Origin of the sequence: Inhella inkyongensis (genome assembly GCF_005952805.1) — a bacterium.
Lineage (GTDB): Bacteria > Pseudomonadota > Gammaproteobacteria > Burkholderiales > Burkholderiaceae_C > Inhella > Inhella inkyongensis.
In genome coordinates, this window is sequence record NZ_CP040709.1 from 572,719 (window position 1) to 599,030 (window position 26,312).

General features: G+C 67.0%; 20 protein-coding genes. 6 read left to right on the forward strand and 14 right to left on the reverse strand.

The genetic code is table 11. The annotated features are described in order from the left end of the window. Positions 1–7 precede the first annotated feature (7 nt). Entirely contained in the window at positions 8–2,359 is a 2,352-nt protein-coding gene (locus tag FF090_RS02870) for an alpha/beta hydrolase family protein (RefSeq protein ID WP_175423492.1), read from the reverse strand. A 244-nt stretch (positions 2,360–2,603) separates the two neighbouring features. Between FF090_RS02870 and FF090_RS02875 the strand changes: the two genes are divergently transcribed. Next, positions 2,604–3,635: a protein kinase family protein gene (locus FF090_RS02875; RefSeq protein WP_138855300.1), complete on the forward strand. Its 1,032-nt coding sequence runs from the start codon at positions 2,604–2,606 to the stop codon at positions 3,633–3,635. On the opposite strand, the gene FF090_RS02880 is transcribed toward FF090_RS02875, so the two are convergent. Further along, a complete protein-coding gene (locus FF090_RS02880; protein ID WP_175423493.1) occupies positions 3,629–4,297 on the reverse strand; it encodes a substrate-binding periplasmic protein in 669 nt (222 codons plus the stop codon). The genes FF090_RS02875 and FF090_RS02880 overlap by 7 nt on opposite strands. A gap of 230 nt (positions 4,298–4,527) precedes the next feature. On the opposite strand from FF090_RS02880, the gene FF090_RS02885 reads away from it, so the two are divergent. After that, the gene (locus tag FF090_RS02885) at positions 4,528–7,044 is read left to right on the forward strand and encodes a hypothetical protein (RefSeq protein WP_175423494.1); all 2,517 of its coding nucleotides are present in this window, start codon (positions 4,528–4,530) and stop codon (positions 7,042–7,044) included. Further along, positions 7,041–9,074, forward strand: coding sequence for a UvrD-helicase domain-containing protein (locus FF090_RS02890; RefSeq protein ID WP_259372626.1), 2,034 nt, complete (start codon positions 7,041–7,043; stop codon positions 9,072–9,074). The genes FF090_RS02885 and FF090_RS02890 overlap by 4 nt, the downstream gene beginning before the upstream one ends. A 285-nt stretch (positions 9,075–9,359) precedes the next feature. Here FF090_RS02890 and FF090_RS02895 read toward each other — a convergent pair whose 3' ends face one another. Together FF090_RS02895 and FF090_RS02900 are read right to left on the reverse strand one after the other, a co-directional pair. Further along, positions 9,360–9,572: a hypothetical protein gene (locus FF090_RS02895; RefSeq protein WP_138855303.1), complete on the reverse strand. Its 213-nt coding sequence runs from the start codon at positions 9,570–9,572 to the stop codon at positions 9,360–9,362. Positions 9,573–9,633: 61 nt separating this feature from the next. Continuing rightward, positions 9,634–11,694 carry a hypothetical protein gene (locus tag FF090_RS02900; RefSeq protein WP_175423495.1) on the reverse strand — a complete coding sequence of 687 codons (2,061 nt, stop codon included), beginning with the start codon at positions 11,692–11,694 and terminating at the stop codon, positions 9,634–9,636. Positions 11,695–11,780: 86 nt separating this feature from the next. Here FF090_RS02900 and FF090_RS19080 point away from each other — a divergent pair, with 86 nt between their 5' ends. Together FF090_RS19080 and FF090_RS02910 are read left to right on the forward strand one after the other, a co-directional pair. After that, on the forward strand, positions 11,781–13,223 hold the full coding sequence (locus FF090_RS19080) for a hypothetical protein (protein WP_175423496.1): 1,443 nt from the start codon (positions 11,781–11,783) through the stop codon (positions 13,221–13,223). Further along, the gene (locus tag FF090_RS02910) at positions 13,220–15,244 is read left to right on the forward strand and encodes a TonB-dependent receptor (RefSeq protein ID WP_175423497.1); all 2,025 of its coding nucleotides are present in this window, start codon (positions 13,220–13,222) and stop codon (positions 15,242–15,244) included. Before FF090_RS19080 ends, FF090_RS02910 begins: the two co-directional genes overlap by 4 nt. On the opposite strand, the gene FF090_RS02915 is transcribed toward FF090_RS02910, so the two are convergent. Genes FF090_RS02915 through FF090_RS02925 form a run of 3 tightly spaced genes read right to left on the reverse strand, consistent with a single transcriptional unit; the run spans position 15,226 to position 19,323 of the window. Then, a complete protein-coding gene (locus FF090_RS02915) occupies positions 15,226–16,962 on the reverse strand; it encodes an ATP-binding response regulator (protein WP_138855307.1) in 1,737 nt (578 codons plus the stop codon). The genes FF090_RS02910 and FF090_RS02915 overlap by 19 nt on opposite strands. Further along, on the reverse strand, positions 16,959–18,719 hold the full coding sequence (locus tag FF090_RS02920) for an ATP-binding response regulator (protein ID WP_175423498.1): 1,761 nt from the start codon (positions 18,717–18,719) through the stop codon (positions 16,959–16,961). Before FF090_RS02920 ends, FF090_RS02915 begins: the two co-directional genes overlap by 4 nt. Then, positions 18,706–19,323, reverse strand: a complete 618-nt coding sequence (locus FF090_RS02925) for a response regulator (RefSeq protein WP_175423499.1) — start codon at positions 19,321–19,323, stop codon at positions 18,706–18,708. Before FF090_RS02925 ends, FF090_RS02920 begins: the two co-directional genes overlap by 14 nt. 149 nt (positions 19,324–19,472) lie before the next feature. On the opposite strand from FF090_RS02925, the gene FF090_RS02930 reads away from it, so the two are divergent. Continuing rightward, positions 19,473–20,522, forward strand: a complete 1,050-nt coding sequence (locus FF090_RS02930) for a right-handed parallel beta-helix repeat-containing protein (RefSeq protein ID WP_138855310.1) — start codon at positions 19,473–19,475, stop codon at positions 20,520–20,522. Here the strand turns inward: FF090_RS02930 and FF090_RS02935 are convergent. From FF090_RS02935 to FF090_RS02965, 7 genes are all read right to left on the reverse strand, one after another. Further along, complete coding sequence (locus tag FF090_RS02935) at positions 20,509–21,321, reverse strand: LytR/AlgR family response regulator transcription factor (protein ID WP_138855311.1); 813 nt, start codon at positions 21,319–21,321, stop codon at positions 20,509–20,511. The two genes, FF090_RS02930 and FF090_RS02935, sit on opposite strands and share 14 nt — an antisense overlap. Positions 21,322–21,348: 27 nt before the next feature. After that, positions 21,349–21,765, reverse strand: a complete 417-nt coding sequence (locus tag FF090_RS02940) for a hypothetical protein (RefSeq protein WP_138855312.1) — start codon at positions 21,763–21,765, stop codon at positions 21,349–21,351. Between the two features lie 2 nt (positions 21,766–21,767). After that, on the reverse strand, positions 21,768–23,234 hold the full coding sequence (locus FF090_RS02945) for a sensor histidine kinase (RefSeq protein WP_138855313.1): 1,467 nt from the start codon (positions 23,232–23,234) through the stop codon (positions 21,768–21,770). A 152-nt stretch (positions 23,235–23,386) separates the two neighbouring features. After that, positions 23,387–23,950, reverse strand: coding sequence for a YceI family protein (locus FF090_RS02950; RefSeq protein ID WP_138855314.1), 564 nt, complete (start codon positions 23,948–23,950; stop codon positions 23,387–23,389). 20 nt (positions 23,951–23,970) lie between these two features. Further along, positions 23,971–24,522 (reverse strand): YceI family protein, encoded by a 552-nt coding sequence (locus tag FF090_RS02955; protein ID WP_138855315.1) that lies wholly within the window; start codon positions 24,520–24,522, stop codon positions 23,971–23,973. A gap of 7 nt (positions 24,523–24,529) precedes the next feature. After that, positions 24,530–25,066 carry a cytochrome b gene (locus tag FF090_RS02960; RefSeq protein WP_138855316.1) on the reverse strand — a complete coding sequence of 179 codons (537 nt, stop codon included), beginning with the start codon at positions 25,064–25,066 and terminating at the stop codon, positions 24,530–24,532. A gap of 60 nt (positions 25,067–25,126) precedes the next feature. Then, positions 25,127–26,281, reverse strand: coding sequence for an alkane 1-monooxygenase (locus FF090_RS02965; RefSeq protein ID WP_138855317.1), 1,155 nt, complete (start codon positions 26,279–26,281; stop codon positions 25,127–25,129). Between the last annotated feature and the right edge of the window lie 31 nt (positions 26,282–26,312).

Consider the following 26,312-nt stretch of genomic DNA (forward strand, 5'->3'; position numbering starts at 1 on the left):
GCTGCGCTCAGCGCGGCGGCCCGAGATGGCGGCGCAGCCAGTTGTGCATCTCCCACTGCAAGTGGCTGGCGGCTTCGCGGCTTCCAAGGGTGTGGCCCTCGTAGGGCAGCAGAGTCAACCGAACGGCTTGCCCCAGGCCGGCCAGGGCTTGGTAGAGGCGCTCGCTCTGCAGCGCGGGCGTGCCGGGGTTGCTGTCTTGCTCGCCGTGAATCAGCAGCAAGGGTTCGGTGATCTTCTCGGCGTTTAAGAAGGGTGAGATGCGCAGATAGGTGCTGCGCGCTTCCCACAAATTGCGGCGCTCGCTCTGGAAGCCGAAGGGCGTGAGCGTGCGGTTGTAGGCCCCGCTGCGCGCGATACCGGCCTTGAAGAGGTTGGTGTGGGTGAGGAGATTGACGGCCATGAAGGCGCCATAACTCTGACCGCCAATCGCCAAGCGCTGCGTGTCCACCGCACCACTGTCGTGCAGCTGATCGACCAGGGCTCGGGCATTCATCTGCAGTTGTTCGATCAAGCCATCGTTGACGGCGCGGTTGTCGCCCACCACCGGCATGGTGGCCTCATAGACCACGGCATAGCCCTCCAAGGCCAGCCACACCGGGCTGCCGGGCGGCGGCAGATGCCCCAGGTCACTGAAGGCGGCCGCTTGCGAAGCCAGCTCAGCATCGCTGTACTCCCGGGGATAGGCCCAGATGAGTGCCGGCCGCCGCTGGCCTTCTTGGTGGTCGGGAGGCAAAAGCAACCAGGCCGAGAGCTCGACACCGTCTTCGCGCTTGAAGCTCAGGTACTGTCGTTTCAGGGAGCGCAGAGCCGGTGAGAGTTCTCGAGGGCTCTGCAGGGCCTGCCACTGCGAGCCTTCTCGGAGCCCGAGTTGCGGGGCTTCGAGCGGGCGCTCCATCTGCGTAAACAGGCGGCGCCCATCCAGCCAGGTCAGTGCCGTTTCGACCTGGCCCTCGGCGGCCTGGAACACGCGTTGAACAGGGTGGTCCTTCAGGCTGTAGCGATCCACAAAGGGCCGCTCCCCTTTGGGGCCGACGCCCGCGCCGGCAAACCAGAAGCTGCCATCGCCCGCCTGGGCCACCACCCGACCGCCGTGGGGCGTGGTGCGCATCATGGGGCTGCCAGGGTGGCGGAAGCGCTCGCGCAACGCATGTTCAAACAGCGCGCGACTTTGGCTGCCGTCCAGCGGCAGCAAATAGGTCCGGGTCCAGGCGCGGCTGCGATCCACTTCGGTCAAAAGCGCGTGTTCGCCCTGTTCCAAAAAGCGCAAGCGCGCAAAGCGGTGCGGCATGCGCTGCACCTCGATGGCCTCGCCCTTGTAGGGTGGGGCCAGTCGCATCACCCGATCGCGGTAAGCCACTCGGGTTTGCGGGTTGCCACCATCCAGTGCCTCGACCCAATAGATGGCGGCATCGGCGCCTGGGCTGGCGTAGAAAACCCGCGGCCCCGGCAGCACGCCGTCGATGGCCACACCCTGGCGCGCCGGCACCTTGGCCACCTCCCGCAGCACCTTGCCCTGGGGTGAGCGCAGCTCCACCGTCTGCGGGAAATCGTCCCAGGCCAGGGCGCGACTGAAGGGGCGGGTGAGGCGCTCGGTCAGCAAGGCCTGGCCGTGCCCAGCCACCGCCACGCTGTGAAACAGCCCTGGCTCGCCGAGTCGGCGCCAAAGACCGCTGCGCAAGTCCACTCGGGCCAGCTGGGACAGGGCGTAATGCGCCAACAATTGCTCATCGTGCTCGCTGCGCAGCAGGTCGGGCAGGCTGCGTTCGGGGCTGGCGCGGCCCTGATGTTCCTGGACTTGCGGACCGGATAACGGCGGCTTGGGGGGCGCTCCCGTCTGAGTTGTGGCCAACACGATCAGCTCGTGTCCCGACCACCAGGTCAGTTCGAATTCAGACAGCACATGGTTGAGCTGCAGGCCCTCGATGCGTTGCAAGGCTTCAGCCTGCGGGGTGCCCCACCAGAGCTCGCTGGCTTGCGCGGTGCGGCGTTGCAGCACAAAGCGCTTGCCGTCAGGTGCCCAGGCGAAGCCGTGCCAGGCACCGCCGCCGGGCAGGGCAATGCGCCGTTCTGACGCCTTGGCGTCCATCAAGCGGCGGATGCGCAGACTCTGTAGCGCGTAGCCTGGGGGGGCGGACCGATTGCCCGCCTCAAACCGTGCGCCGGCCAGGCGCAGCTGCGGTCGAGCCAATTCCTCCAGCGGCGTGAAGCGCCGTGGTTCTGCCAGCGCCAGCCACTGCTGGTCGGGAGAAATCAGATTGCGCGCCGGTAAAGCAGCATCCAGGGCTGCCCGAATGGCCGGAGGCGCGGCGCGGTAGGGCGTGCTGGCCTGTGCGCCGGCAAGCGCCAGTCCCAGTGCCAACCCGAATGTCCGCAGCCATGACCCACGCCCGCTCATGACGTGTGCAAGGGGCCGTAACGAAGCAGGGTCGTGGGGATGTGCATCGTGTGAATTGTCCACAGGCCGTGGCTCATTGAGTCCTCCGCGACGGCCAAGCGTTTCCAACCGTATCCACCGTGAGCTGGGCGGGCGAATTGTTACAGCACCCAGGCGGCATCCCCCTAACATGAAGTCTTGCCGCCGCCATTCTTCTGTTAAAGCCGCCATGTCCGCCGTCCCTGCATTCTTGCCTCCCCTGCCGGCCTGCCAGGCGGGTGACAAATTGGGCGTCTGGCGCCTGCAGCGGATGGTGGGGCAAGTGCCTTCTGGCCATTGGTGGCGGGCGCAGCATTCTCTGTCGGGGGTCAGTGCCTGGGTGCTGGTGTACAGCCACGTCGAGGATGCGGGTGCGGTTTTGCTGCGCGTGGCACAAGCAGAGGGCGAGCCCTGGCAGTACCCAGACCTGGCCTGGCCGCTGGATTCGGGTTTGACGGGAGATGGTCGGCCCTATGTGGTGATGCCGCCGGTTGAGGGCGAGCCCTTGATGGCCGCCAACCCCAAGGCGTCGCTGCGCCGTCGCTTGGGCTGGGTGGTGCAGCTGTGCGAGCTGTTGCTGCTGGCCGAACAGGCAGGCCTGTCACTGATTGAATTGGATCCCAGCCTCTTGTGGCTGGGGCCGCAGCAACAGCTGCGCTTGTTTGGCCTGGCACTGGTGCGCAAGGACGCTACCGTGCTGCGCTTGGGCGCCCTGCAGGGGCAGATCAGCCTGGCGGCGCAGGATCTGCGTTGCCCCCAATCGGCCCAGGGCTCGCCGGCCGATCGTGCAGCGCAGGTCTTTACCGTCGGGTCGATGATGGGCCTGCTGGTGAATGGCCGCTTGCCGCAGCGCCTGGAAAGCCTGGAGGCGCCGGTGCCGGTGCTGTCGCAGTGGTTGGCGCTGAAGCCGGATTCGCGCGAGCAACTCACGCGCCTGCTGGGCCGGGTGCGCCATGCCGATGCGAACCAACGCCCTGCCTCGCTGGCCGACCTGGCCCAGGAAATCGAGCAATGGCTGGACGCCAGTGGCGGCCTGGCCAGCACGGAAGCCGGGGCCCTGGCGGCACGGCGCATTGTTGAGGCCCCCAAGCCGGCACCTGCCCCCGTGGCGCTGCCGCCCAGCCCCGTTGAGCCGGAGCGTCCGATCTGGCCCTGGGTGGTGGCCGGCGGCCTGATTCTGGGGGTGGCCTTGCTGAGCCTGTTGATGCTGCGGACTCACTGAGGCATGCGCACGCCCCAGCGCTGCGCCAGGCGCGCAAACTCACCCTGCCGGAGCAGCGCTTCGAACTGAGTGTCGTGGCGTCGGCGCAGGGTTTCGCCGGCGGCGCTGCGCGTAAAGGCAAAGTGGCCGCGCAGCAGATCCAGCGGCGGTGCCTGCGGTATCAGCAGGCCTTCCAGTTGCAGGGCTTCCAACTCGGGTTGGGTATTGCGCTCGTTGCTGGCAAACAAGTCCAACCGGCCCAACTGCAACATCTTCAGTCCGGTGGCAACGTCATTGACCAGGGTCAGGCGCTGCAAATGAGGGCGCATGCTCTCGAAGCCCGCGCCATAGGCCCAGCCCTTCACTGCGCCGATGGACAACGATGCCAGGGCTGCGAACTGGCCGTTCCACAGTGAGGCCTCGCCGCGCCGTGCGTACAACAGCATCGCGTCCTCGTAAAAGGCCCTTTGGCTGAATAGAAAGCGAGCCTCACGCTCGGGCGTGCGATAGGGTCCGATAAGCACATCAGCTTCGCCGATCTCGACCTCATACTGCGCCCGTTGGTAAGGCAACAACTCCATGTGGAGGTTTTCGCCCAGGGTGCGGCGCAGCAAGTCCACGCCCAGGCCCTGCGGTCGACCGGCGGCATCGGGCTCAAAGATGCGGGCGAAGCGGCTGCCCAAGATTCGCAGTGGGCCAGACTCTGCGGCCAGACTGCGCTCCCAACTCCAGGCCAGGCTCGCTGCGAGGCAGGCCCTTCGGCTTCCACAGAATTTCTGCATTGCGCGCTCCGAGAGGATTTGGGGCAGACCTATCATCGCCCGCCATGCCCGAGATGCAAGCTCACTCCCCACGGCGCAAGCGAGTGCATCGCCGGCGTGCCGCCCGCTCACAAGGCCCAGGTCCGCTCGCGTTGTCCTGGAAGACCGGCCTGGCGGCCCTGATGGCTCTTGCCTGTTTGGCGGCAGCGCTGGGCTTGGCGGTTCAACACCCATTGGGTGCTGGGCCGGCCGTCGCTGGGGTGCTGACCGTGAGCCTGCTGGCGCGCTATTTCTGGATCCTCTGGCCGGCCTGGATGTTGGCCCTGCTGCCGCTGGCGGCGGGAGCGCCGTGGACCGGCTGGCTGTGGCTGGGGGAGTGGGATCTGTGGGTGTTGGCTTCGGCGGCGGGCGGTTATGCGGCCATCAGTGGGCCGCACCGCCAACCGCTCCCCGCTGTTCAACCCCCATGGCGGCGTGAGCTGCGGTGGCGCAGCGCGGCCTGGGTCAGTGGACTGGCCCTGTTGGTCAGCCTGTGCCTGGCGGCGGAGTTGGGTATTCAGGATGCCGGGGGCTGGGCCTTGGGTCTGTACGACACCCCACATGAGCCCGGCATGGCGCTGCGCAGCGTCAAGGCGGCCCTGGCGATGGGTTTGATGTTGCCTTTGTGGTTGCGCAGCGCCCGGCGTGCGCCACAGGCTCTGACGCCCGCGCTGCTGCTGGGGGTGGGGGCATTGGCGGCGCTGAGTGCGGCCGGGGTGTTGATCGAGCACTTGCGCTACCAGGGCTGGCAGCTCAGTGCGCTGGACTACGAATTGAGCGGCGCCTATTGGGAGGCGCACTTTGGCGCGGCGGTGGCGCCGGCGATGCTGGTGCTATGCCTGCCCTTTGCTGTGCTGGCGGTCATGCGACGTCGAAGTCCCTTGGGCTTTGTTGTGAGCTCGGGGGCGCTGATCCTGAGCTTGCTGGCGCTGCTGGCCCTGTGGAGCGCCAAGGTCGGGCTGGCCCTCGTGGCGTCATCGGGCCTGATGGCCTATCTGTCATGGCGTCAGCGTCAGATGTTGCGCAGCGGGGTCAGCGATCCGGCTTCCAGCTGGTTCCCGGGCAAGGTACCCACCGACGCCGATCGGCCCGCCTCCCGCGGGCCTGCATTTGCGGCGTTGGCGCTGTTGTGTTTGCTCGGGGGCGCGGTGGCCTGGCGACTGCAGCCGCTGGGCGGCAGTCGTGCCGTGTGGGGCATTGCCGTCGTGGTGATGCTGCTGATGTTGCAGCCTGGGCCTAGCGCGCAGGCCACGCAGAAGCAGCGCGGCCTTAGCTTTGCGCTCGGGGGGCTGGTGGCCCTGGCATTGGTTGGCCTGACCCTATTGATTGCCGAAGGCCTGCCGCGTGTGAGCTACCTGGCATTTGCGCTGGCATCGGGCTTGAGCCTGTTGCTCGCGCGTTGGACGCGACGCGGTCAGGCGCCCTGGAACTCTCCGCTGGCCGACGCCCTGCGCGCCATGGTCTGGCTGTGGGCGCTGGGCTTGGTGGCGGTCATGTCCTGGACCTGGGCCGGCGAGGCGGTCTGGGCCTGGGCCTGGTGGCCTTTGCTGGTCTTGGCGCTGGCCTGGCCCTTGAGCCAGGACCGCAGCCTGGGCGGCGCCTTCATCGATTTGGGTTGGCGCAGCCGGCTGGCGGGGGTCATGGCTCTCTTGCTGGGTGCTGCGGCCTTGAGCTTTGCAGCGCCAGGTGGTGGCATGGGGGCTTTGGCGCGCTGGGGTGAGTCCCACTGGCCCAAGCGGTTGCAGCACTGGGGTGAGGCGCTGGATGTTCTGGAACATCGTCAGGCTTGGGGGTTTGGCGTGGGGGCCGGTCGATTTGCGGCGCTGTATCAGGCCAATGCGCCGCTGGACATGCAGCCGCCGGACTACCGCTGGCGCCATGCGCCCGATGGTCCCTTGCTGCGCTTGGCAGCGGGCACGCATTCCCTGGCTGCCTCGGAGTGGTTGCGGCTCAACCAGCACATTGCGGCGGCCCCGCCCGACTTGCGCCTGCGCCTGCAGGCCCGTGCCGCAGAGCCGGTCAGCCTGCGGGCCGAGGTTTGTCAGAAGCATTTGTTTGAACCCATTGCCTGCCGCAGCCAAGACTTTGCGTTAGCGACCTCGGCGCAAGGCTGGCGTACTTTTGACCTGCCCCTGGGGGGCTCCGGTGAACTGGAGCGCAGCGGGCCTTGGTCCCCTGGTTTGGTGTTCAGTCTGGCACTCACCCAGCCGGGCCAGCGTGTGGACTTGCGCGCCCTGTCGCTGCAGGGGCGCGATGGGGTGGAGTTGCTGCGCAATGGCGACCTGGCGCAGGACCTCGCGCATTGGTTCCCGAGCGCGCACCGCAACCCCTGGCCCTGGCAACTCCAGAGCCTGCCCCTGCACGTCTTGTTGGAGCAGGGCGCTGTGGGCTTGGCCTTGGGGGCTTGGTTGCTCACTTTGGCGTTGGCGCGCCTGGGCTTCGGCAGTGCTCGCCTGCACCCCTTGGCGCCAGCCCTGGCCGCATCGCTGCTTGGCTTTGCGGTCTTGGGTCTGACTGAGACTTTGGTGGACAGCGGCCGCGTCGCCTTTCTGGCGCTGACCTTGTTGGCCCTGGGCCTGGGCCTGCGCGCCACACCGCCGGTTCAGCCCGCGCCTGCGCCAGCGCTGTGAGCGCCTTTCCGCTCAACCCGGCCCAAATGGCCGCGGTCAATCATTTGCACAGCCCTTGTTTGGTGCTGGCCGGTGCGGGCTCGGGCAAAACGCGGGTGATCACGCAAAAAATCGGCCGGCTGCTCCAGCATGGCCTGCGCCCCGAGCAGATCGCCGCCATCACCTTCACCAACAAGGCCGCACAAGAGATGCGCGAGCGCGCCAAGGAGTTGGTGGGGCCCAAGGCGGCGCGCAAGCTCACGATCTCGACTTTTCACGCGCTGGGCGTGCGCTTCTTGCGCGAGGAGGGCGTGCACCTCGGACTGAAGCCGGCCTTTTCAATTCTCGATAGCGACGACGTCGTTGGTTTGATCCGCGACTGCGCCAACACCACCGATGTCAAGCTGCCCAAGATCTGGCAGTGGCAGATCTCGATGTGGAAGAACGAGGGCCTGGATGCCGGCGGGGCGCTGGCGGTGGCCGAGAGCGACGCCGAGCGCCAGGCCGCCGTGATCTTCCAGGCCTATAGCGAACGCTTGGCCGCCTTCCAGGCGGTGGACTTCGACGACCTGATCGGCCTGCCATTGAAGCTGCTCAGCACGAACACCGAGGTGGCCGAGCGCTGGCAGCAACGCTTTCGCCATGTGCTGATCGACGAGGTGCAAGACACCAATGCCGTGCAGTACGCCTTGCTCAAGGCTTTGGTGGGTCGGGAGGGTCTCTTCACGGCCGTGGGCGATGACGACCAGAGCATTTACGGCTGGCGCGGCGCCACGCTGGAAAACCTTAAAAGCCTGCAGACCGACTACCCCTCATTGGAAGTGATCGCGTTGGAGCAGAACTACCGCTCCACCTCGGCCATCCTGCGCGCGGCCAACCATGTGATTGCCTCCAACCCCAAGCTGTTTGAAAAGAAGCTGTGGAGCGAACTGGGTGAGGGCGAGGCGGTGGCTGTGCTGGAGTGTGACGACGAGCAGCACGAGGCCGAGCGCGCCGTGGCCCGCCTGGTGGCCAAGAAGAACGCCGACGGTGCCAATGGCAAGTGGAGCGACTGCGCCATCCTCTACCGCGCCAACCACCAGGCCAAGCTTTTCGAGCAGGCCCTGCGGCGCGCACAGGTGCCCTACAAGGTCAGCGGCGGCCAGAGCTTTTTCGAGCGCGCCGAGATCAAAGACCTGTGCGCTTGGCTGCGCCTCTTGGTCAACCCCGACGACGACCCGGCCTTTCTGCGCGCCGTCGCCACCCCGAAGCGCGGTATCGGCCACCAGACCCTGGCGGCCTTGGGACAATTTGCCGGCGCGCGCAAGATCAGTCTGTTCGAGGCGCTGTTCCACGACAGCCTGGACACCGTGATGAGCCCGCGCCAGTTGCATGGCCTGCACGAGTTTGGCCGCTATGTACAGGACCTGACCGCACGCGCTCAGTCCGCCGTGGGTGCTGAGCCGGCGCGTGAACTCACCATGAGTTGGCTCGAAGAGATTGGTTATGAAGGCCATTTGTCGACCATCGACGACAGTGAAAAGGCGGCGGCCAATCGCTGGAGCAATGTGCTGGACTTCGTCGACTGGATCGCGCGGCGCTGCGGGGGCGGCAAGGACGGCGAGCGCGAGGAATGCCATCTGCTGGATGTGGCCCAGACCTTGAACGTGATCCTCAGCCTGATGGAGCGCGGCGATGAGCAGGATCAGCTGGTGCTCTCCACCTTGCACGCCTCCAAGGGCCTGGAGTGGCCGCATGTGGTGCTGGCCTCGCTGGTCGAGGGCCTGCTGCCCTTTCATAGCGATGACAACCCCATCACGCCCGAGCGCCTGGCCGAAGAGCGCCGGCTGATGTATGTGGGCATCACGCGGGCACGTCGGACCCTGGGTGTGAGCGTGCTCAAGCGACGCAAGAAGGGCCGCGAGATGATCATTGCCCGCCCCAGCCGCTTTGTGGAAGAGATGAAGCTGGGCGAGGGCGGCCCCAAGCGCGACCCGCGCGCCGCCTTGTTGGAACTGCGCGCCCGCATGGCCGCCGAGGTGGCGGCGCGGGAGGGTGAGGAAAAGATCTAGGAGCGCCCCGTTGACCGCTCTGATCGAGTCTCATCCGGGCCCAGCGATTCGAGTGGCGCCGCCCCTTGACTAGGGGGCGGCAGAGGCAGTCAGCCCATGGCCTTGATTGAGTCGCCAGGAGCGGACTGAACTCCCTCCTTGCCGCACCAACTACAGCGATACCAGTAGTTCGGATGCGGATCGTTGGCCGGGATCTTTTGGGTGAACGTCCAGCGGTGCTGTCCGCTGAGGCAGGGGCGATCTGAATCGTTCTTCAAGGGGAAACTCCTTTGCTCTGGTCGACGGTCAGATGATTCCGTTGGTCTTCAGCCAAGTTCGCAGTGGCTTGTAGGAGCCAAATGCGTCGCTAGCTTGGGCTGCGGAGAGATGAATGTGGTTGGTGTGCCTGTCGCCTCCCATCGAAGGATGCCAGACCAGGGTGTCACCCCGGGCCAAAGTTTTGCTGACAAAGCCATCCGCTCTGGCTTCCCAGCCCTCTTCCCAGTTGGAATTGCTCATGGTTTCTCCTCCTGATCGGTGAAGGGTTGAGTGGGGAGGCCAAGCTTCGCTAGGCCTCGGCTCAAGGAAAGACAAAGCTGGGCAGGCGCCGGATTTGCGTCACCGCCGACTGCGGGCTCTCGATCTGGAAGGTCGATCCGTCCGCACTGAGGGCTCCCACCGTCTGGCTGCCCAGGCCATCGATCCAGGTCAGGCGCTGGCGGCCGTCGCTCAGGACTTCGGCGTTCTTGAGGGTCGAGAAGTCCACGCCTTCGCCATGCTGATCCTCTGGGGTGGCGGTGTAGCTGCCGGTGCAATCGGCATTCGCGTACTGCCGGCCGATGGAGCGCGCAAAGTGCAGTGCGCCGGGCGCGGACACCTTGACCTCATAGACCTGGCTGAAGCCTTGGCCGTCGCAGGCCAGATGCCAGAAGCCCGAGAAGGTTGACGCCGCCGCGATCAGATTGGCCGCAGGCGTGGGGCTGGCGATGGAGACGCCGAGGCCGCTACCCGGCGCGCTGTTCAGGTAGACGCTGAGCCCGCTGCCCGGCAGATTGAGAGACACATTGCCGCCGCAGTTGGTCGGGGCACCGTTCAGAGTGCAGTCATTGTTCTGACGCTGACGGAAGCCGGCGCTGGGCGCGTTCAGCGTGCTGCGGTCCACGCGGCCGGAATTCGTCCATTTGCGCGTGATGACCTGGGTGGCGGGGTCGGCGCTTTCGATGCGCACTTCGGCCGGAATGCCGGCCATCGCATTGCCGTTGGCGCGCAGGGCCAGGTCCCAGAAGGCATCGCTGCTGCCTACCGTGGGCAGGCTGCGGCTGTGGGCCTTGGTCATGGCGGAAAAACCCTTGGCGCCGGCCCAGAGGATGAAGGCATGCAGGCTGCCGTTGGCGCTCTTGACCGCAAAGGTCCGGCCATTCACGACACCAGCGTTGTCGACCATGTCAAAGCCGCCCTGAGGGTTGGCCTGCAAGCGCAGGGGGTTCGCGCTGCTGGCTTTGCAGTTGCCGCTGGAATCGCACTTGGTGCCGCCCGACACCAGATTGCCCTGGGCATCGAGGACGAGGTCTTGGCGCAAATTGGCGCTGTAGTTGCCATTGCTGCGCATGGCATCGATGCCGATCCAGTTGCCCGCCATTTCGGCAACGGGAATGTCCTGCAGCGGCAGCATCAGCGCCGGCTCCTGCACCCCGGCTTGGCTGGTGGGCAGAAGCGTCAGGCCCAGGCTGCTGGGTGCCAGATAGGTCTGGGCCATGCCCTGGCTGTCAGCCCAGCTGTAGCGGCAGTGGCCCAGGTCGCTGAGGCTGACTGCCGGGAAGCCACGCGGTGACATCCTCAGGGCTGGTGCGTCGACGTCGATCAACACGAGGTTGCCGCTATTGGGCTCCAAGGCCACCATGGCGCCGCTGCGCAGACCGTCGCAGCCGGCACTGGCCGGTTGCAGGAGCTGGCGCACGGCGGCCGGCGTGGCGCCACTCTGGGCCAGCGCACTGGCCAAGCCGCTCAAGGGAGTGCGAGCGGCCGTCAGGGCGGCCATCAGCGCGTCCAGTTTCTGATCGTGGGCATTGCCGGCCGTGCTGCTGTTGGCGGCCACCAGCGGGGCCGTCATGGGGTTCAGGCCGCTCAGGTCCACCTTGCCCTGCAGCGCCGTGCCCAGGGCGTCGATGCCGGCCTGGATGCCGGCCGGCGTCAGCTTGGCCTGGGCGGCGCTGTCGAAGTTGTCAAAGAAGTCCGGCGCCAGCTTGCCGGCCACGCGCGCGGTCACCAACTCGGTCAGTGGGCTGATGTTGACCGTGAAGCTGCCATTGCCGCTACCCTCGATCAGCGAGTGCAGCACGGTGCTGCCGCTGCTGGCTCGCAGCACGCAGGGCAGGCTGCCGTTGGGCAGGTCGACGGTGTAGACGCCATCGCTCTGCGCGGTGGCACTGCCGGTGCCGGCCGCGCACTTCACGCTGACCGTGGCGCCGCCCAGGGCTAGGCCGCGTGCGGCTGTGCCTTTCAAAGAGAGGGCCGGTAGGGGAGCCGGAGCCGGAGCCGGAGCCGGGGCCGGCGCGGCGGTGTCGCCCCCGCCGCCACAAGCGCTCAGCACCAAAGTGGTCAGCAGCAGGGCGGTGGCGCGTTCGTAGGCAGGGGTCGTCATGGCAGGGGTTGGCGTTTTGGATGGGGGCAGTTTCAGATCCGCGAGCAGAGACAATGTGTCATTGGTGTCATCACCTTCTGTCCACCATGCCTCGCCCATCCGCCCGCTCTGACGCCGCGCCGATCCTGTTGCTGGACCCGACACGCAATCTGCTGCGTTGCGGCGAGCAGGAATGGCGCGGCGCTGGACGCTGGGAGGTGCTGCTGCTCTGCGAGTTGCAAAGCGCCGGCGATCGAGGTCTGGAACTGCACACGCTGCAAGCCGCCCTGCGGCAGGCGGGCCAGGGCCGAGCGCCGGATCGGACCGGGCTGCGCCGATTGCTGATGGCGACCGAGGCGCTGGTGGAGCAGGTGCTGGGCCCTGCGCGTGGTCGGCATCGAATCCGCTCGGCACCGCGCCGGCGCACGGTGGGGCCGTGGTTCTGGCACTTTGAAGCTGGAGAGTCCTGGCGAGTGCAGGCTAGGCGAACACGGGCGACAGTCTTGCCGACCGACTCTGTGCCGCGCCTGCCGCTGGTCTGCACCCAGGGGAAGGATCTGCCCGAGTTGACGGGTTTACTCATCAAGAGCGACAGCCTGGGCGCTGGGGGCGAACTGGCCGAGGCACGGCGCTACCTGCGGCGGGCGCTGGCGCTGCCGAGCCTGAGCCCGGAGATGCGCGCCGTGCTGCGCCTGCGCGAGGCGAAATGGGCGCAGCGTGGCGGACAGCACGACGCGGCGCAGGCCTTGATGGAAAGCGTGTGGCGAGAGAGTGGCAGCGATTTGAGCCTGCGTCGCAGCGCCGAGCTGGCCCTCTTGCATCTGCGCTATCAAAGAGATGTTGCGAGCTTTGATGCGGTGGATCGACAACTGAGCCGTCTGCCGTGGACGCTGCATTGGGACTGTCGCAATCTGGCGCAGCAGTCCAGCCTGTCGGCCCTGCTGCAACGGCGTCGAGCCATGCGTGCACTGCGCGGCGGCCATCGCGCGGCGGCACTGCGCCACCTGGCCCAGTCCGCCGCCAGCCTGAACGCGGCGATCTATCTGTGCTTGACGGAGCGCGACTACGAATACACCCAGAACTACCTGCTCAACCTGGCCCTGGTGCATGGCACGGCCGCTGAGGCGGGGGACACCGCGCAGCGCAGCATGGCCTTCGCCTGCTACCGCGCCATGATTCTTTGCTGGGACGAGTTGGGCCTGGGCGGGGATTCGGTGTGGGACTTCATCGGTATCGCCAATCTATGGCTCGAACATCCCGAGCAGCGTGCGGAATTTGGCCTGGGTCTGGCCTATGTGAAGAGCGATCCGGCGCATCTGGATTTCTATGTGGATACATTGGCGCGCGCCGAGGCGCTGGGCGAACCGCGCCAGCAACTGCACGCGGCCGTGAATCTGCTGCGTTTTGCGTGCGAGCGCAGGGTGTCGCACGGCGCGGCCCATCTGGAGTCCGCCCGCGCGCTGATCCTGGGGCTGCTGCAGACTCATCCCCCGATGCGCATTTACTGCCAGCGCGAGTTGCCCCTGGCTTGGGATATTTGGAATCAATGAAGAAGAAGCAATGGTCCTTGGCCCCGTGCCTGCTGCTGATCCTCGGCGCGGCGCCAAGCTGGGGCAGCCCGACGCCCACCGAGTCGGACTCGGCGCCTGTCGTCCTGGAAGTCGTGCGGGTTGAAGGTGAGCGCCAAGCCGGTTCCGACACCACCGCGCGCCTGACGCTCCAGGACCTCGGCGTCCAGCGGGTGGAGGATGGCTTGGCACTGGTGCCCAGTGCCCAGGCCGAGGTTGGCAACGGGGGCCTGTCGACCGGGGTGCGCTTGCGCGGCTTTGTGATTGATGCGCCCTTGATCGATGGCCTGCCCGATCTGCGGCGCCTCTTTGTGCGGGATCTATCCACGGTGGCCGGTGTCGCGCTCATGCCGGGAGGGCAAGGCATCGTCTATGGACTGAGCTCTCCTGGCGGCGCACTGAACTACCAGTTGCAGCGCGCTGGCCGAGGGCAACGTCAGCTGCGCCTGGGATTGGACGAGCAATTGCAGCGCCGTGTGGTGCTGGACTGGGATCCCAAGGCCCTGGCGGCAGACGGACTGGACTGGGCGCTGCGCGCGGTCTTGGCGAGTCAGCGCGGCCGCATCGAGCCGGCGCAGCTGCCGCAGAACCGGCACAACATCTACCTGAACCCGGTGCTTCAGCTCGGACGCGGGCACCGCCTTGCCCTGCAGCTGGAAGCTCAACAGGAGGAGCGTCCGTTCGCCTTTGGCACGGTGTTGCGCAACGGACGCGCCACCACGCCCCAGCGAGCTCAGCCGGTCTGGGATCGGCTCTATGTCTTGCCAGGCGGTGGGCCCAGCGAGCGGCATTACACGCGCGCGGCCTTGCACTGGGAATGGGGCGCGGCGCAGGGTTGGTCCGCCTGGGTGGGTCTGCAGCGGGGTGGCGCCAGTCGCGATGAAACCTTGGTTGGCCATTGGGCCTTGCTGAATGAGCGTCAGCTCTCTGGCTACTACACCGAATTCCATGACAGCTACCGTCAACTCAATGCGCGGGCTCGGCTGGCATGGGCCGACAGCGAGCAACGCTTTGAGCTGGGGGCCGACTCGCAGCGCGCGGAGTTCAGCCTGCGCGGAAAGCAAAACATTGCCGGCTACCGGGTGTTGATCGACGCCCCGGACTTTGATGCAGTCGACTTGGAGCGCCTTCCCACCACCACGCGCTTCAATCACGAACGCCAAAAGGAGCGCGGACTCTGGGTGCTGGCGCAACGCCGGTTTGGCCCTCAATGGCAGGCCAGTGCCGGCTTGCGTTGGCAACGTTATCGCGTGGCCGCCGACCGAGTCGGTGCGGGCCTGCTGACCGCTGCTGTCGATGAGGGCATGGTCAAGCAGCTGGGCCTTCAGTGGCAGGCGCCGCAGGCCCCGTGGCGTGCCGGTTGGCAGCTGGGCGAGAGTTTGCAGCCCAATCGCGGACAAGACCGACAGGGCCACTTCTTGCCGTCACAGACCGTGCGCAGCCAGGAAGTCTGGGCGCGCTGGCAGCCCTCTGCGGGGGCGCTGTTGCAGGCCGGTCTTTACCGCACGCAGCTGCGACATCTGGCGATGCGCGATCCGCAAGATCGCAATGCCTTGATCAGTGCGGGGGCCCGCCAGGCTCAGGGCCTGGAGCTTCAAGCCCAGTGGCAGGAAGGCCCTTGGCGGCTGCGTGCGCAGGCCAGTTGGATGGACATGCGCCAATTGCAGCGCACGTCGGCTTCTCTGGGCGATGACTTTGTGGGCGCAGCCCGGCGCCTCGGCGGGCTGAGTGTCGAACGCCGCCTACCGGACGGCGTGCAGCTGTCGGCGCAGGGGCGCTGTGTCGGGCCACGCTTCGCGGATGCCACCAATCGGATCGAAGTGGCCGGGCATTGCCTGCTCGACCTGGCCCTGAACGCACCGCTTGTGAGCCTCGGAGGCGTAATGCAGCTGGCCGTACGCAATGTGACCGATCAGCGCCACCTGGTGGCCATGACGGCAGTCGACGATGTGTACCAAGGGCCAAGGCGCGGCCTGAACCTGGCTTACGTTCGTGAATTCTGAAGCGGCTGGCGCAGCCGCTCGCTGATCTGCCCGGCCAGTTCCAGGCCGTCCACGGGCTTGTGCAGCACGGTCATGCCGGCCTCGCGGGCCTGGCGCAGGGGCTCGGGGTCGGTTTCGCCGGTGACCAGCCAGGCTGGGGCCTGGCAGCCGCTGGCGCGCAGGGCGTTCAGCACGTCCAGGCCGGTGGCACCTGCGCGCAGGCGCAGGTCCAGCACCAGGGCGTCGGGTTGCCACAGCGGGCTGAGTTGCGCCAGGGCCTCGGGGCAGTCGGCGGCGGTGCGCACGCTCCAGCCCAACAGGCCGAGCCACTGCGCCAGCGCGTCGCGGATGGGTACCTCGTCATCCACCACCAGCAGACGATGACGACCCAGCGGCGGTGCGGCCGCCGCCGCAGCCGGCGGTGCAGCTTGCAGCGCCAGGCTCAAGCTGAAGCGACAGCCCTGCGCGGGCTGACTCTCCAACTGCAGTTCCAGGTCCAAGAGCTTGACCAAACGGCGCACGATGGCCAGGCCCAATCCCAGGCCTTGGGTGCGGTCGCGCGCCGCATTGCCGACTTGGAAAAACTCTTCGAACACGCGCTCCTGCAAGTCGGCGGGGATTCCCGGGCCGCTGTCCTGCACCACGATCTGGGCTAGGCCTTCGTGGTCGATCAGGGCCAGTCGCACCCAGCCTTGGGGCGTGAACTTGATGGCATTGCTGAGCAGATTGCTCAGCACGCGGCGCAGCAGCGCCGGATCGGTGTGCGCCCAGCGCGCCGGGCCCGGGGGCAATTGCAGTTCCCAGAGCAGGCCGCGTTCACGGGCCAGCGGGGCCAGCAGTTCGTGCTGATGCTGCAGCAAGGCATGCAGGTCCACCGGCTCGGGATGGGCGGCCACGGCCCCGGCCTCCAGTTGTGAGACCTCCAACAGGCTGTCCAGCAGGCTGCGGCTGTCCTGCAAGCTGCGGCGCAGCCCGGCCGCGGTCTGGGCCAGACGTTCATCCTTGTGCACGCCGGCCAGGGCCTGCACGGTGGCGATCTGGTAGGTCAGGGCCGCCAGGGGCTGGCGCAGGTCGTGGCTGGCAGCTGCAAAGAAGCGCGTTTTGGCTTCACTGGCGCGCTCCGCCCCTTCTTTCGCGCGTCGCAGGTCGGAGCCCAGTCGCACCATGTCGCGTTGCAGCCGGGCCTGCTCGGCCACCGCTTGGATCAGCAGCGCAAACAGCACCAGGATCAAAAGTGCAAATATCCAAGATTCCAGCCCGCCGCGTTGCAGCCAGCTGAGCACCAGGGCGCCGGCGATCGGCGCGCACCAGGCCAGATAGCCCGGCAGGTGGCCGGCGGCCGGCGCCACGCCGCCGGCCGCGTTGCCGAACATCACCATCGTGATCAGGGTCTGCCACAGGCTGAAGGGCTGTTGAAACACGGCAATCAGCAAGGCCGCCTGCGACAGGCTCACTACGGCGGGGCTCCACGTCAGGGCTTGAAGCAAGGCTGCGCGGCGGCCGTGATCGTGCAGCCACTGCAGCAAGGCGGCGCGGCCATGGGCCAGAAGCAGGGTGGCAAGCCCCAGGGTCCAGGCGGCTTCGTGGGCGCCGGCCTGATAGGCCAACCAGGCTGTGGCGCCATTTGCGAGGGTGTGGGCCCAGCGCATGCGGCGGTTTTGCAGCAGGCTCAGGCGGATGCGTTCATCCTGCAGAGCCTGCAGGAACTCGGGCTCGCGCTCGGATTGGCGGACCGTCATGCGGGGGTTGGCTGGCCCAGGGCCGAGCTGATACGGGTGGCCAGGTCCAAGCCGTCGATGGGCTTGTAGAGCACGGGGATGCCGGTCTCGTGGGCCTGCTGGATGCGCCGGGGCGATGTCTCGCCGGTGACCAGCCAGGCGGGGGCCTGACAGCCTTGGGCGCGCAGAGCGGCCAGCGCATCCAGCCCGCTGACGCGGTCGCGCAGGCGAAAGTCCAGCACCAGCGCATCGGGCTGCCAGTGAGGGCTCAGCTGCGCCAAGGCTTCGGGGATGTCGGCCGCGCTGCGCACGCTCCAGCCCAGCAGGATCAGTAGCTGCGACAAGGCATCGCGGATGGCCGCCTCGTCATCCAACACCAGCACCCGGCGGCCCAGACCTTGGGCGCCGGGCTGTGGCGGCGGCAGCCCGGCGCTGGCGCCCAGCGTGACGGGGGCTTCGAGTGCCAGATTCAGAGAAAAACAGCTGCCTTCGCCCAGAGCGCTCTGCAGCTTGAGCGTGGTCCCCAGCAGGCCGGTCAGGCGCTGCACGATGGCCAGGCCCAGGCCCAAGCCGAGTGCGCGGCTGCGCTCAGGGTTGTTGACCTGGAAAAACTCTTCGAACACGCGGGTCTGCAGATCCGGTGCGATGCCGGGGCCGGTGTCCTGAACGGCCACCGTGGCCTGCCCCTGCTCGGCTCGCAGGCGCAGACAGATCTCGCCCTTCTCGGTGAACTTCAGCGCATTGCCGGCCAGATTCCCCAGGATGCGGCGCAGCAGGGCGGGGTCGCTGCGCACCCAAAGCGGCGCGCCCTCGGGCAACTCACAGCGCAGCTGCAAGCCCAGTTGCTGGGCTTGGGGCCGCAGGGTGTCAGCCAAATCAAGCAGCAGCTGGTTCAGGTTGACCAACTGCCAGTCCACGGTGACGGCGCCAGCGTCGAGCTGCGAGACCTCCAGCAGGCTGTTGAGCAGGGACTGGCTGTCGTGCAGGGCCCGGCGCAGGCCGGCCGCCACCTGGGCCAGTCGCGCATCGTTTTGCTGCGTCGACAAGGCTTGTACGGTGGCCACCTGGAAAGACAGGGCGGCCAAGGGTTGGCGCAGATCGTGGCTGGCGGCGGAGAAAAAGCGCGACTTCGAAGCACTGGCCCGCTGTGCCTCATCATGGGCCTGGCGCAGCTCGTCACTCAGGCGCACCAAGCCTTCCTGCGCTTCACCCTGCTCGCGCACGGCCCGCAGCAGCACCATGAACATCAAGCCCAGCAAGCCAGCCACCAGCAGCCCTTGCAAATCCAGCCGTGCCAGCCAGCCCAGGGCCAAGGCGCCGCCATAGACGCTCACCCAGGCGCGATAGGCCTTGACGTCGCCGGCCACGGTGGCCATGGCCCCCGCGGCATTGCCGACCATCACCATGGTGAGCAGATAGTGCCAGTCTGTGTGGGCCTGCGCGAAGACCGCTGCGATCAAACCGGCGTGCAGCCACGCCAGCGCAAACAGAATGCGCTGCAGGCCCGCCAGCGTCAGGGCCGGGGCTTCGGCCTGCTTCAGGCGGTGTTCCATCCACTGGGATCGGCCCCAGAGCGCCAGCGTCATCAGTGCCAGATAGGCCCAAGCCCAAGCGCCCAGGGCGGTCTGAGCAGCCACGCCGCTGAGCGCCAGATCGACCAGAAAGCGCGGCCCGCGTACCTGGCGGATGCCCTTGGCGATCAACTGCAGGCGCTCGGCCTGCAACAAGCTCAGCTGTGCCGCGGACAGCGGGACAGCGCCCGTTTTAGACGGCCCCATCGCTGCGGGCGCGGTATGCGGCCTCGCCTCGGCTGCGCACGCCCAGCAGCGCCAGGATCGAGCGCACATGGCTCTTCACCGTGGTGTCGCCAATGCCCAGTTCGCGGGCAATCTGTTTGTCAGAACTGCCGCGGATCATTTCGCGGAACACGTCGATCTGGCGCGCGGTCAGCTCGGGGTAGTGCGCCTGCAGATCCGAGGGCAAGCTGGCCCGTGTCGTGGCCTTGGGTGGGGGGGTGTGCCCGCCTTGCAGCACGGTGCGCAGGGTTTCGATCAATTCCTGCGGCTCGGCCGACTTGCGCACATAGCCCGCGACGCCAAGCGCCTGTGCACTGCGCAGCACCGGCTCGCGCTCATCACCCGAGACCACCACGATCGGGGCCTCGCAGCCGGCCTCTCGCAGGGCGGCAATCGAGGTGGCGCCGTCCACGTCACCGAGCCACCAGTCCAGCAGCACGAGCTTGTAGGGGAAGGTGCGCACCAGTTGCTGGGCGCTGTGCAGGTCGCGGGCCTTGTCGAGCGTGAGCTCGGGCATCACGACCTGCAGCAGCAGCTCCAGGGAATCACCGATCAGTTGGTGGTCTTCAATCCAGACAACACGCATGGAGTTCGGCAATTCCAGACCCTCTGACGGGGCCTCGCCTTGTGGTGACAGCGTTGCGTGCGACTGTAGTTTTGACATGAGCTGACGACCATCCTCAATCAGAAGGAGGGGGGCGTACGCGGTTACAAAGTGCAGGCATGCTAGCGGGCATGACGATGCAAGGGTTAACACGAGGTCGCTGGAGGTGGGCCTGCGGGGGGCTGGTCGGGCTGCTGGCCGGGCTGTTTTGCGGGCCGCTGCAGGCCGCGCGTCTATGGCAGATTGGCCCGGGTGAGCTCGGCACCACGTTGCAGGCGGCGGGCGACGGCGACACCATCGAGCTACGCGCCGGACTCTATCTGGGCGAAGGCGGGGTGATTCGCCAGCGTGATTTGACGCTGCGGGGGGCCGGCGCTGTGTTGCAGGCCGGGCACACACTGACCGAAGACAAAGCCATCCTGGTGCTGAAGGGCGGCCATGTGCGGCTGGAGGGTTTGGTGTTTCGGGGTGGACGGGTGCCGGATCAGAACGGCGCGGCCATTCGCCTGGAGCGTGGCCGGCTCAGCCTGGTGCGCTGTCAGTTGTCAGGGCAGGAGATGGGGCTTCTGACCAGCAATCAGCCCGACGTCGAGCTGACGATCGAGGACAGCGAGTTCGGGCCGGCCGCCGAGCGCGCGGGGGCTGGACTGCACCATCTGCTCTACGTCGGTCGCATTGCCCGGCTGGAAGTGCTGCGCAGTCATTTCCACGGGGGGCGCGATGGGCATCTGATCAAGTCGCGCGCGCGCCAAAGTTGGCTGGCGCACAACCGCATTGAGGACGATCCCGAGGGTCGCGCCAGCTACGAGCTGGACTTCCCCAATGGGGGCGAGGTGACCTTGCTGGACAACCGCATCGCGCAGTCAGGGCAAACGCGCAACCTGACCTTGATTGCCTACGGGGCCGAAGGGCAGGCCTGGCCGGGAGGACGACTGACCTTGCAGGGCAATGTGCTGGTCAATGGTGCCGCGCCATGGGCGCCCCTGGTTCGGCTGTGGAGTTCGCGCCTGCCGGGCGGGGTCGAGGCCCGGGGCCTGGACAACCAGGTTGAGGGCGGCGGGTGGCTGGACGGTGCCGTTCATTGGCAGCGCACCCGCTATCGCCTCACAAGGAACCGCCCGGCCGCCCTCGGGGGACGGGCTGGGCATGGCCCTGACCGAGGGGCTTTTACATCCCCTTGAAGAGGTGGGTGTAGCTTCGGCTGACTTCCAGCTTTTCGGTCAGGCCCTTCACCCCCACCAGCTGGCGTCCCCGGAAGTCGCGACTGATGCCGCTGATGGCCTTCACGTTCACGAGGGTGCTGCGATGGATCTGCCAGAACAGGTGCGGGTCGAGTTCGTCCACCAGCTCCTTGATGGGCTTGCGAATCAAGGCCTCGACCTGCTCGGTCTGCACCCGGGTGTACTTCTCGTCGCTGATGAAGAACAGCACCTCGGCCACCGGAATCATGCGGATCTCCTGGCCCACGGTGGCCTGGATCCACTCCAGATAGCGTGGCGCCTGGCCCGGGTTGAGCTGGCTGGAGAGGCGGTGCAGCAGTTGCTGGATCGGTTGGGCCGCTGGCCCGCCCTCGGCGCCTTCGTCCGAATCGCGCGCCGCCAGGCGCTTCTTGATCCGGTCGGCGGTCAGCTGCAGGCGCTCGCGCTCGGCGGGCTTGAGCACGTAGTCGGCAACGCCCTGCTCGAAGGCCTCAACCGCGTACTGGTCGTAGGCGGTGATGAAGACGATCTCGGGCAGTCGCACGTCCTCGCCCAGATCCAGCTGGGCGATCTGTTTGGCGGCCTCCACGCCGGTCAGACCCGGCATGCGGATGTCGAGCAGGCAGAGATCGGGCTTGTGCTCTTTCGTGAGTTCTACCGCCTCCAGCCCGTTCTTGGCCTCCGCCACGATCTCCAGGTCCGGCCAGACCTCGGCCAGGCGGGCTCGTAGCTGCTCGCGCATCAGGCGTTCGTCGTCGGCAAGGATGGCACGGATGGTCATGGGGGGCTCCTGAAACTGGCCGCGACTTTATGCGCTGGCCGCAGGCTTTTTGGGTTTCAGCAGCCAGACCAGCAACAGGATGGGCAGCAGCAGGGGCGAGGCCACCAGGGCCGAGAGCCCGACCAACAGCACGCCCACCAGCGCCAGCGCGCCGAAGGTCAGCAACAGCGGCAGACCCACGCCCAGGATCAGCGTCAAGGGCAGCACCACCACCAGCGTGAAGCCCAGGGCCAGCAGGCCCAGCAAGCCGCCGAAGAAACCGAACTCGTGGACATCGCCCGTCCACTCCTCCCCGTCCACCAGCACATGCCAACTGCCGGCATCGCCCCAGCCGCTGTTGAACAGACCCTCGTGGGCCAGGCCCATCAAGACGCCACCCATCACCAGGCTGGCCAGTAGCACCACCAGGGCGGTCCAGCCGATGAATTTGAAGAACCGGTTCATGATCAAGCTCCTTCCGCCTCATTGGACTTGTAGGGCACGCTGATGCGGATCAAGGTGCCACAGGGTTGGTTCTCGGCCACCGTCAGGCTGGCCTTGTTGCCATAGAGCAGTTGCAGACGTTCGCGGGTGTTGGCCAGGCCCACGCCGGTGCCGGCGGTGGCCGCGCGGCCGAAGCCCAGACCGGTGTCGGCCACCTCGACGATCAGCTTGCCGTGCTCGATGCGGGCCCGCACCGCCAAGCTGCCCCCTTCGGGCTTGGGCTCCAGGCCATGTTTGATGGCGTTCTCCACCAGACCCTGGATGATCATGGGCGGAAACTCGGCCGAGAGCAGGCCCTCGGGCACGTCCAGCTGAACCTGCAGCCGCTCTTCCATCCGCACCTGCAGGATTTCCAGGTACGGGCGCACCACGGCCATCTCGCGCTTCAGGTCACGCAGCCCGCTGCCCTGGCCATTGGCTTCGCGCATCGTCGGCATGGTGGCGCGCAGCAGGGCGATCAGGTTCTTCTGCATCTGGCTGGCCCGCTTGGGGTCGACCTCGATCAAGTGGTCGATGGACGCCAGGGTGTTGAACAGGAAGTGCGGCTCCACCTGGGCCTGCATGGTGTTGAGGCGCGCTTCCACCAGCTGGCGCTTCAGAGCTTCCGCTTCGGCGCTCTCCTCGGCGGCGGCAGCCTTGGCCTCGGCCTCCTGGCGGCCCTTGTAGGTGGCCTTGACGATCAGGCTGAACAGCACCCAGAGGATGGAAAGGTCTTCCAGGAATTCGCCGTAGCGGATCACCCGGGTGCGCTTCCCGCTGTCGCGTGCGGCCCGCTTCCAGTCGCCGAGCACGCGCTGGTACTCGCGCTCCCAACGCTGCAACTCGCGGACATGCTCGGCCTTGACGGCCTCGCGGGCCTGCACCACCGCTTCGCGACGGGCCTTTTCCATTTCGCGGCGGATCTCTTCGGCAGCTTCTTTGGGCAGGCGGATGTCCAGCACCGCGCCGGGTGTGGAGGCTGCGCCGCTGGCACCGGGCTCGGGCGGGGTCACGATGCGGACCCCCTCGGGGCTGATGTCGACCTGGGGCGCGTCCTTGCTGGCACCTTTCGGGCCGATGCGCACCCCGTCCTTGCCGATCTTGATCTCGAAGTGTTTGCCGGCCTCCGAAGCTGGGGCCTCGGGTTCTTCAGCAGGCTCCTCCGCGTCCGGAATTTCGGGCAGCTCCGGCATCTCGGGTGGCTCGGGCAGGCTGGGCGGCACCGACTCGACGTACTCGGTGAAGCGCACCGTGAAGGGCCAGAAATTGGTCATGACCTGGACGCCCACCAGCAGCACGGCGGCATAAAGGGCAAAGCGCCACCAAGTCAGGCTGACCAGCCACCCGGCATAGCGGTGAAAAGCCGTGATGGTCGCCACCGCCCAGCGACTCAGGCGTTCGCGCCAGAGCGGGTCGGTGATCCAAGCGGGGATGCGGGGAGGCTTTTGCATGGGGCGGACTGTAGGCAGAGCGCTGGGGGGTGTCGTGGCTGGGGCGACACACCGGAGGCCGGCCGTGACGATCTGCAGATCCGGCGGACAAACCGGGCCCGGAAAAAGAAAACCCCGCCGAGGCGGGGTGTGAATCCTTCACGAAACCAGGTTCAGGGCTGCTTGATGGCCTCGACCTGGATCACCAGCTTGACGCTATCGGGGATGCCCGGCAGGCCATAGGCCATGCCCCATTGGCTGCGCTGGATGGTCGTTTCAAAGTCGCCGCCGCAGGCCTGGGCCTTGAAGAAGGGGTGGTCGTAGCAGTTGTAGTGGTTGGCCGTCAGCGTCACCGGCATGGTCTTGCCCAGCATCGTCAGCTGGCCGGCCACGGACTTGATCTTGCTGCCATCGAACTCGAACTTGTCGCCCACGAAGGTGGCGGTGGCGAACTGCTCGGCGTTGAAGAAGTCCTTGCTCTTGAGGTGACCGTCAAAACGGGCGGTGCCGGTGTTGATCGAAGCCATGTCCACCGTGATCTCGGCGCGGCCGGTCTTGGCGCTCAGGTCCAGCGTGACGCTGCCCGAGGTCTTGTCAAAGCGACCGCGGTTGGTGCTGGTGCCGAAGTGCTTGGCTTCAAAGGTCACGAAGGTGTGGGTGGGCTCGACCTTGTAGGTCTGGGCTTGCACCGCGCCGGCGGTGGCCAGGGCAGCGAACAGAGCGATCAGTTTTTTCATCGGGTTTCCTGCGTTGAGGGTTAGAGCGGCGCCATGCCGCTGAAGGGGAACTTGAAGCGCACGAGGACCTCGTTGGCGACGATGCTGGTGTCGGCCCATTCGCCGCTGCCGATCTGCCACTCGCTGCGCTTGAGGGTGAAGCTGCCGCTGGCGGTGCTGGAGCCCCCGGCCTGGGTCAAGGCCAATTGGAGAGCCAATGGGCGGGTCTGGCCCTTGAGACTGAACTGCCCCTGCACTTCATAGCGGCCGGCCCCCACGGCCTTGACCTGGCTGGCGACGAAGCGTGCTTCGGGGTGGCGGGCCACATCAAACCATTCGGGCTTGACGAGCTCGGCATCGACCTCGGGCGTGCCCACGCCGGCGGACTTCATCTGCACCGTCAGCGCCATCTGGGCGGCCTCGGGCTTCTTGGGGTCGAAGCTGAAGCGATCCAGTTTGAAGCTCTTGAAGCGGCCTTCGACCGGCACGCCCATCTGCTTGCTGACGAAGACGATCTCGGCGCCCTGGGGCTGCAGGGTTTGGGCTTGGGCCCAACTGGCGAGCAGCAGTGCGGTGGCAAATAGCGTTTTCATGGCGGGCTCAGCCTTTCAGGGTCATGCGCGAAAGCAGGCCGTCGCGGTCCAGGAAATGGTGTTTGAGGGCCGCCGCCACATGGGCCAGGATCAGGGCCGCCAAGCTCCAGGCGGCCAGCCGATGCGCGGGCTTGAGCAGTTCGGCCAGCTCAGGGTTCTTGCCCACGAAATCGGGCAGAGGCAGCACGCCGAACCACACCACCGGGAAGCCGGCTGCATTGCTATAGGCCCAGCCCAACAGGGGCACCAGCAGCATCAGCGCATAGAGCAGGCCATGCACGGCGTGGGCGGAGAGGGCCTGCCAGCGCGGCATGGGCAGGTCGGCTGGCGGGCGATGGCCGGCGCGCCAGACCAGGCGCAGCAGGGCCAAGGCCAGCAGGCTCACCCCCAGCCATTTGTGCCAGTTGATCATCTTCAGCCGCTGCAGGCCCATGGGCAGGCCGGCGATGTAGGTGCCGGCCACCAGGGCGGCAATCAGGCCCAGGGCCATCAGCCAGTGCAAGAGCACAGCGGGGCGGGTGTAGCGCGTGGAAGGTGTTTGCATCAGGGCGGCAGTGTCTGCGTGGAATGCGCCGCCCGGGCGGTGCCGGGCTGACGATAAGTTTCAAAGCGTTTGAACGATGCCGGCCCAGCGGGACCCGGGCTGCACATTGGCTCGGTTCACGTCCCCGTCGTAATGGGCGAGCACGCGGCGGTCCATCACCGCAAACCACAGGGGCGGGCAATAGGCCAGCAGCAGCATGCCGGCATAGCCGCTGGGCAACTGGGGCGCCTGCTCAAAGTGGCGCAGGGCCTGGTAGCGCCGGCTGGGGTGGGCGTGGTGGTCGCTGTGGCGTTGCAGATGGAACAGGAAGAGGTTGGAGACGCGGTGGTTGCTGTTCCAGGAATGCTCGGGCTGCACCTTGACCGGCCGCCCGCGCGCGTCCACCTCCCGCTTGAGCCCGTAGTGCTCCAGGTAGTTCACCACCTCGAGCAGGCTGATGCCGTAGAGGGCCTGCATCAACAGGAAGGGCAGCAGCACCCAACCGAGGCTCAGGACCAAGCCACCCCACAGCAGCAGGGTCATTGCCCAGGCCTGCAGGCATTCATTGCGCCAACTCCAGCGTGAGTGCCCTTGCAACTCCAGGCGTCCGGTCTCCAAGGCCCAGGCGCTGCGCAAGCTGCCCCAGACGGTGCGGGGCAAAAAGCGATAGAGACTCTCGCCCAGTCGGCTGGAGGCGGGGTCGTCAAAGGTGGCCACGCGCCGATGGTGGCCGCGGTTGTGCTCCACATAGAAATGCCCGTAGGCCACCGGGGCGAGTGCCACCCGGGCCAGCCAGCGCTCCCAGTTGGGATGCTTGTGGCCCAGCTCGTGTGCGGTGTTGATGGCCACGCCATTGATGCCGCCCACACTCAGGATCAGGCCCAACCACACCCAGGGCTCACCGGCATGCGTCACCGCCAACTGACTGCCGTGGATGAAGAGACCGAACTGCAGCGGGATGAAGAGCAGCACCAGATTGCGGTACCAGGGGTCGTGCTCCAGCGCAGCCAGGGCCTCAGGGGGCGGGTTGGCGCGGTCTTCGCCGAGCAAGGCGTCGAGCAGCGGGATCAGCCCGTAGACGACGACGGCGACCACGAACAGCCACAGCACGTTGCCGCTGTGCTCGAAGCGCGCCAAGTTCAGCCAGACCAGCCCTGGGAACAGGGCCGATAACAACCAGGCCCAGCGCTTGGGGTCGCGCCAGGTGGGCGAAGGGGTCAGGGTGGCGGCATGCATGGCCGGATGCTGCGCGAGAGCGTCGGTGTCC

Excerpts from the sequence above, each read along its gene's own strand:
- FF090_RS02915 (WP_138855307.1), bottom strand. The coding sequence starts at position 16,962 with ATGACGGTCCGCCAATCCGAGCGCGAGCCCGAGTTCCTGCAGGCTCTG.
- FF090_RS02945 (WP_138855313.1), bottom strand. The coding sequence starts at position 23,234 with ATGCAAAAGCCTCCCCGCATCCCCGCTTGGATCACCGACCCGCTCTGG.
- FF090_RS02940 (WP_138855312.1), bottom strand. The coding sequence starts at position 21,765 with ATGAACCGGTTCTTCAAATTCATCGGCTGGACCGCCCTGGTGGTGCTA.
- FF090_RS02910 (WP_175423497.1), top strand. The coding sequence starts at position 13,220 with ATGAAGAAGAAGCAATGGTCCTTGGCCCCGTGCCTGCTGCTGATCCTC.
- FF090_RS19080 (WP_175423496.1), top strand. The coding sequence starts at position 11,781 with ATGCCTCGCCCATCCGCCCGCTCTGACGCCGCGCCGATCCTGTTGCTG.
- FF090_RS02965 (WP_138855317.1), bottom strand. The coding sequence starts at position 26,281 with ATGCATGCCGCCACCCTGACCCCTTCGCCCACCTGGCGCGACCCCAAG.
- FF090_RS02900 (WP_175423495.1), bottom strand. The coding sequence starts at position 11,694 with ATGACGACCCCTGCCTACGAACGCGCCACCGCCCTGCTGCTGACCACT.
- FF090_RS02895 (WP_138855303.1), bottom strand. The coding sequence starts at position 9,572 with ATGAGCAATTCCAACTGGGAAGAGGGCTGGGAAGCCAGAGCGGATGGC.
- FF090_RS02955 (WP_138855315.1), bottom strand. The coding sequence starts at position 24,522 with ATGAAAACGCTATTTGCCACCGCACTGCTGCTCGCCAGTTGGGCCCAA.
- FF090_RS02930 (WP_138855310.1), top strand. The coding sequence starts at position 19,473 with ATGACGATGCAAGGGTTAACACGAGGTCGCTGGAGGTGGGCCTGCGGG.
- FF090_RS02875 (WP_138855300.1), top strand. The coding sequence starts at position 2,604 with ATGTCCGCCGTCCCTGCATTCTTGCCTCCCCTGCCGGCCTGCCAGGCG.
- FF090_RS02960 (WP_138855316.1), bottom strand. The coding sequence starts at position 25,066 with ATGCAAACACCTTCCACGCGCTACACCCGCCCCGCTGTGCTCTTGCAC.
- FF090_RS02950 (WP_138855314.1), bottom strand. The coding sequence starts at position 23,950 with ATGAAAAAACTGATCGCTCTGTTCGCTGCCCTGGCCACCGCCGGCGCG.
- FF090_RS02920 (WP_175423498.1), bottom strand. The coding sequence starts at position 18,719 with ATGGGGCCGTCTAAAACGGGCGCTGTCCCGCTGTCCGCGGCACAGCTG.
- FF090_RS02925 (WP_175423499.1), bottom strand. The coding sequence starts at position 19,323 with ATGCGTGTTGTCTGGATTGAAGACCACCAACTGATCGGTGATTCCCTG.
- FF090_RS02935 (WP_138855311.1), bottom strand. The coding sequence starts at position 21,321 with ATGACCATCCGTGCCATCCTTGCCGACGACGAACGCCTGATGCGCGAG.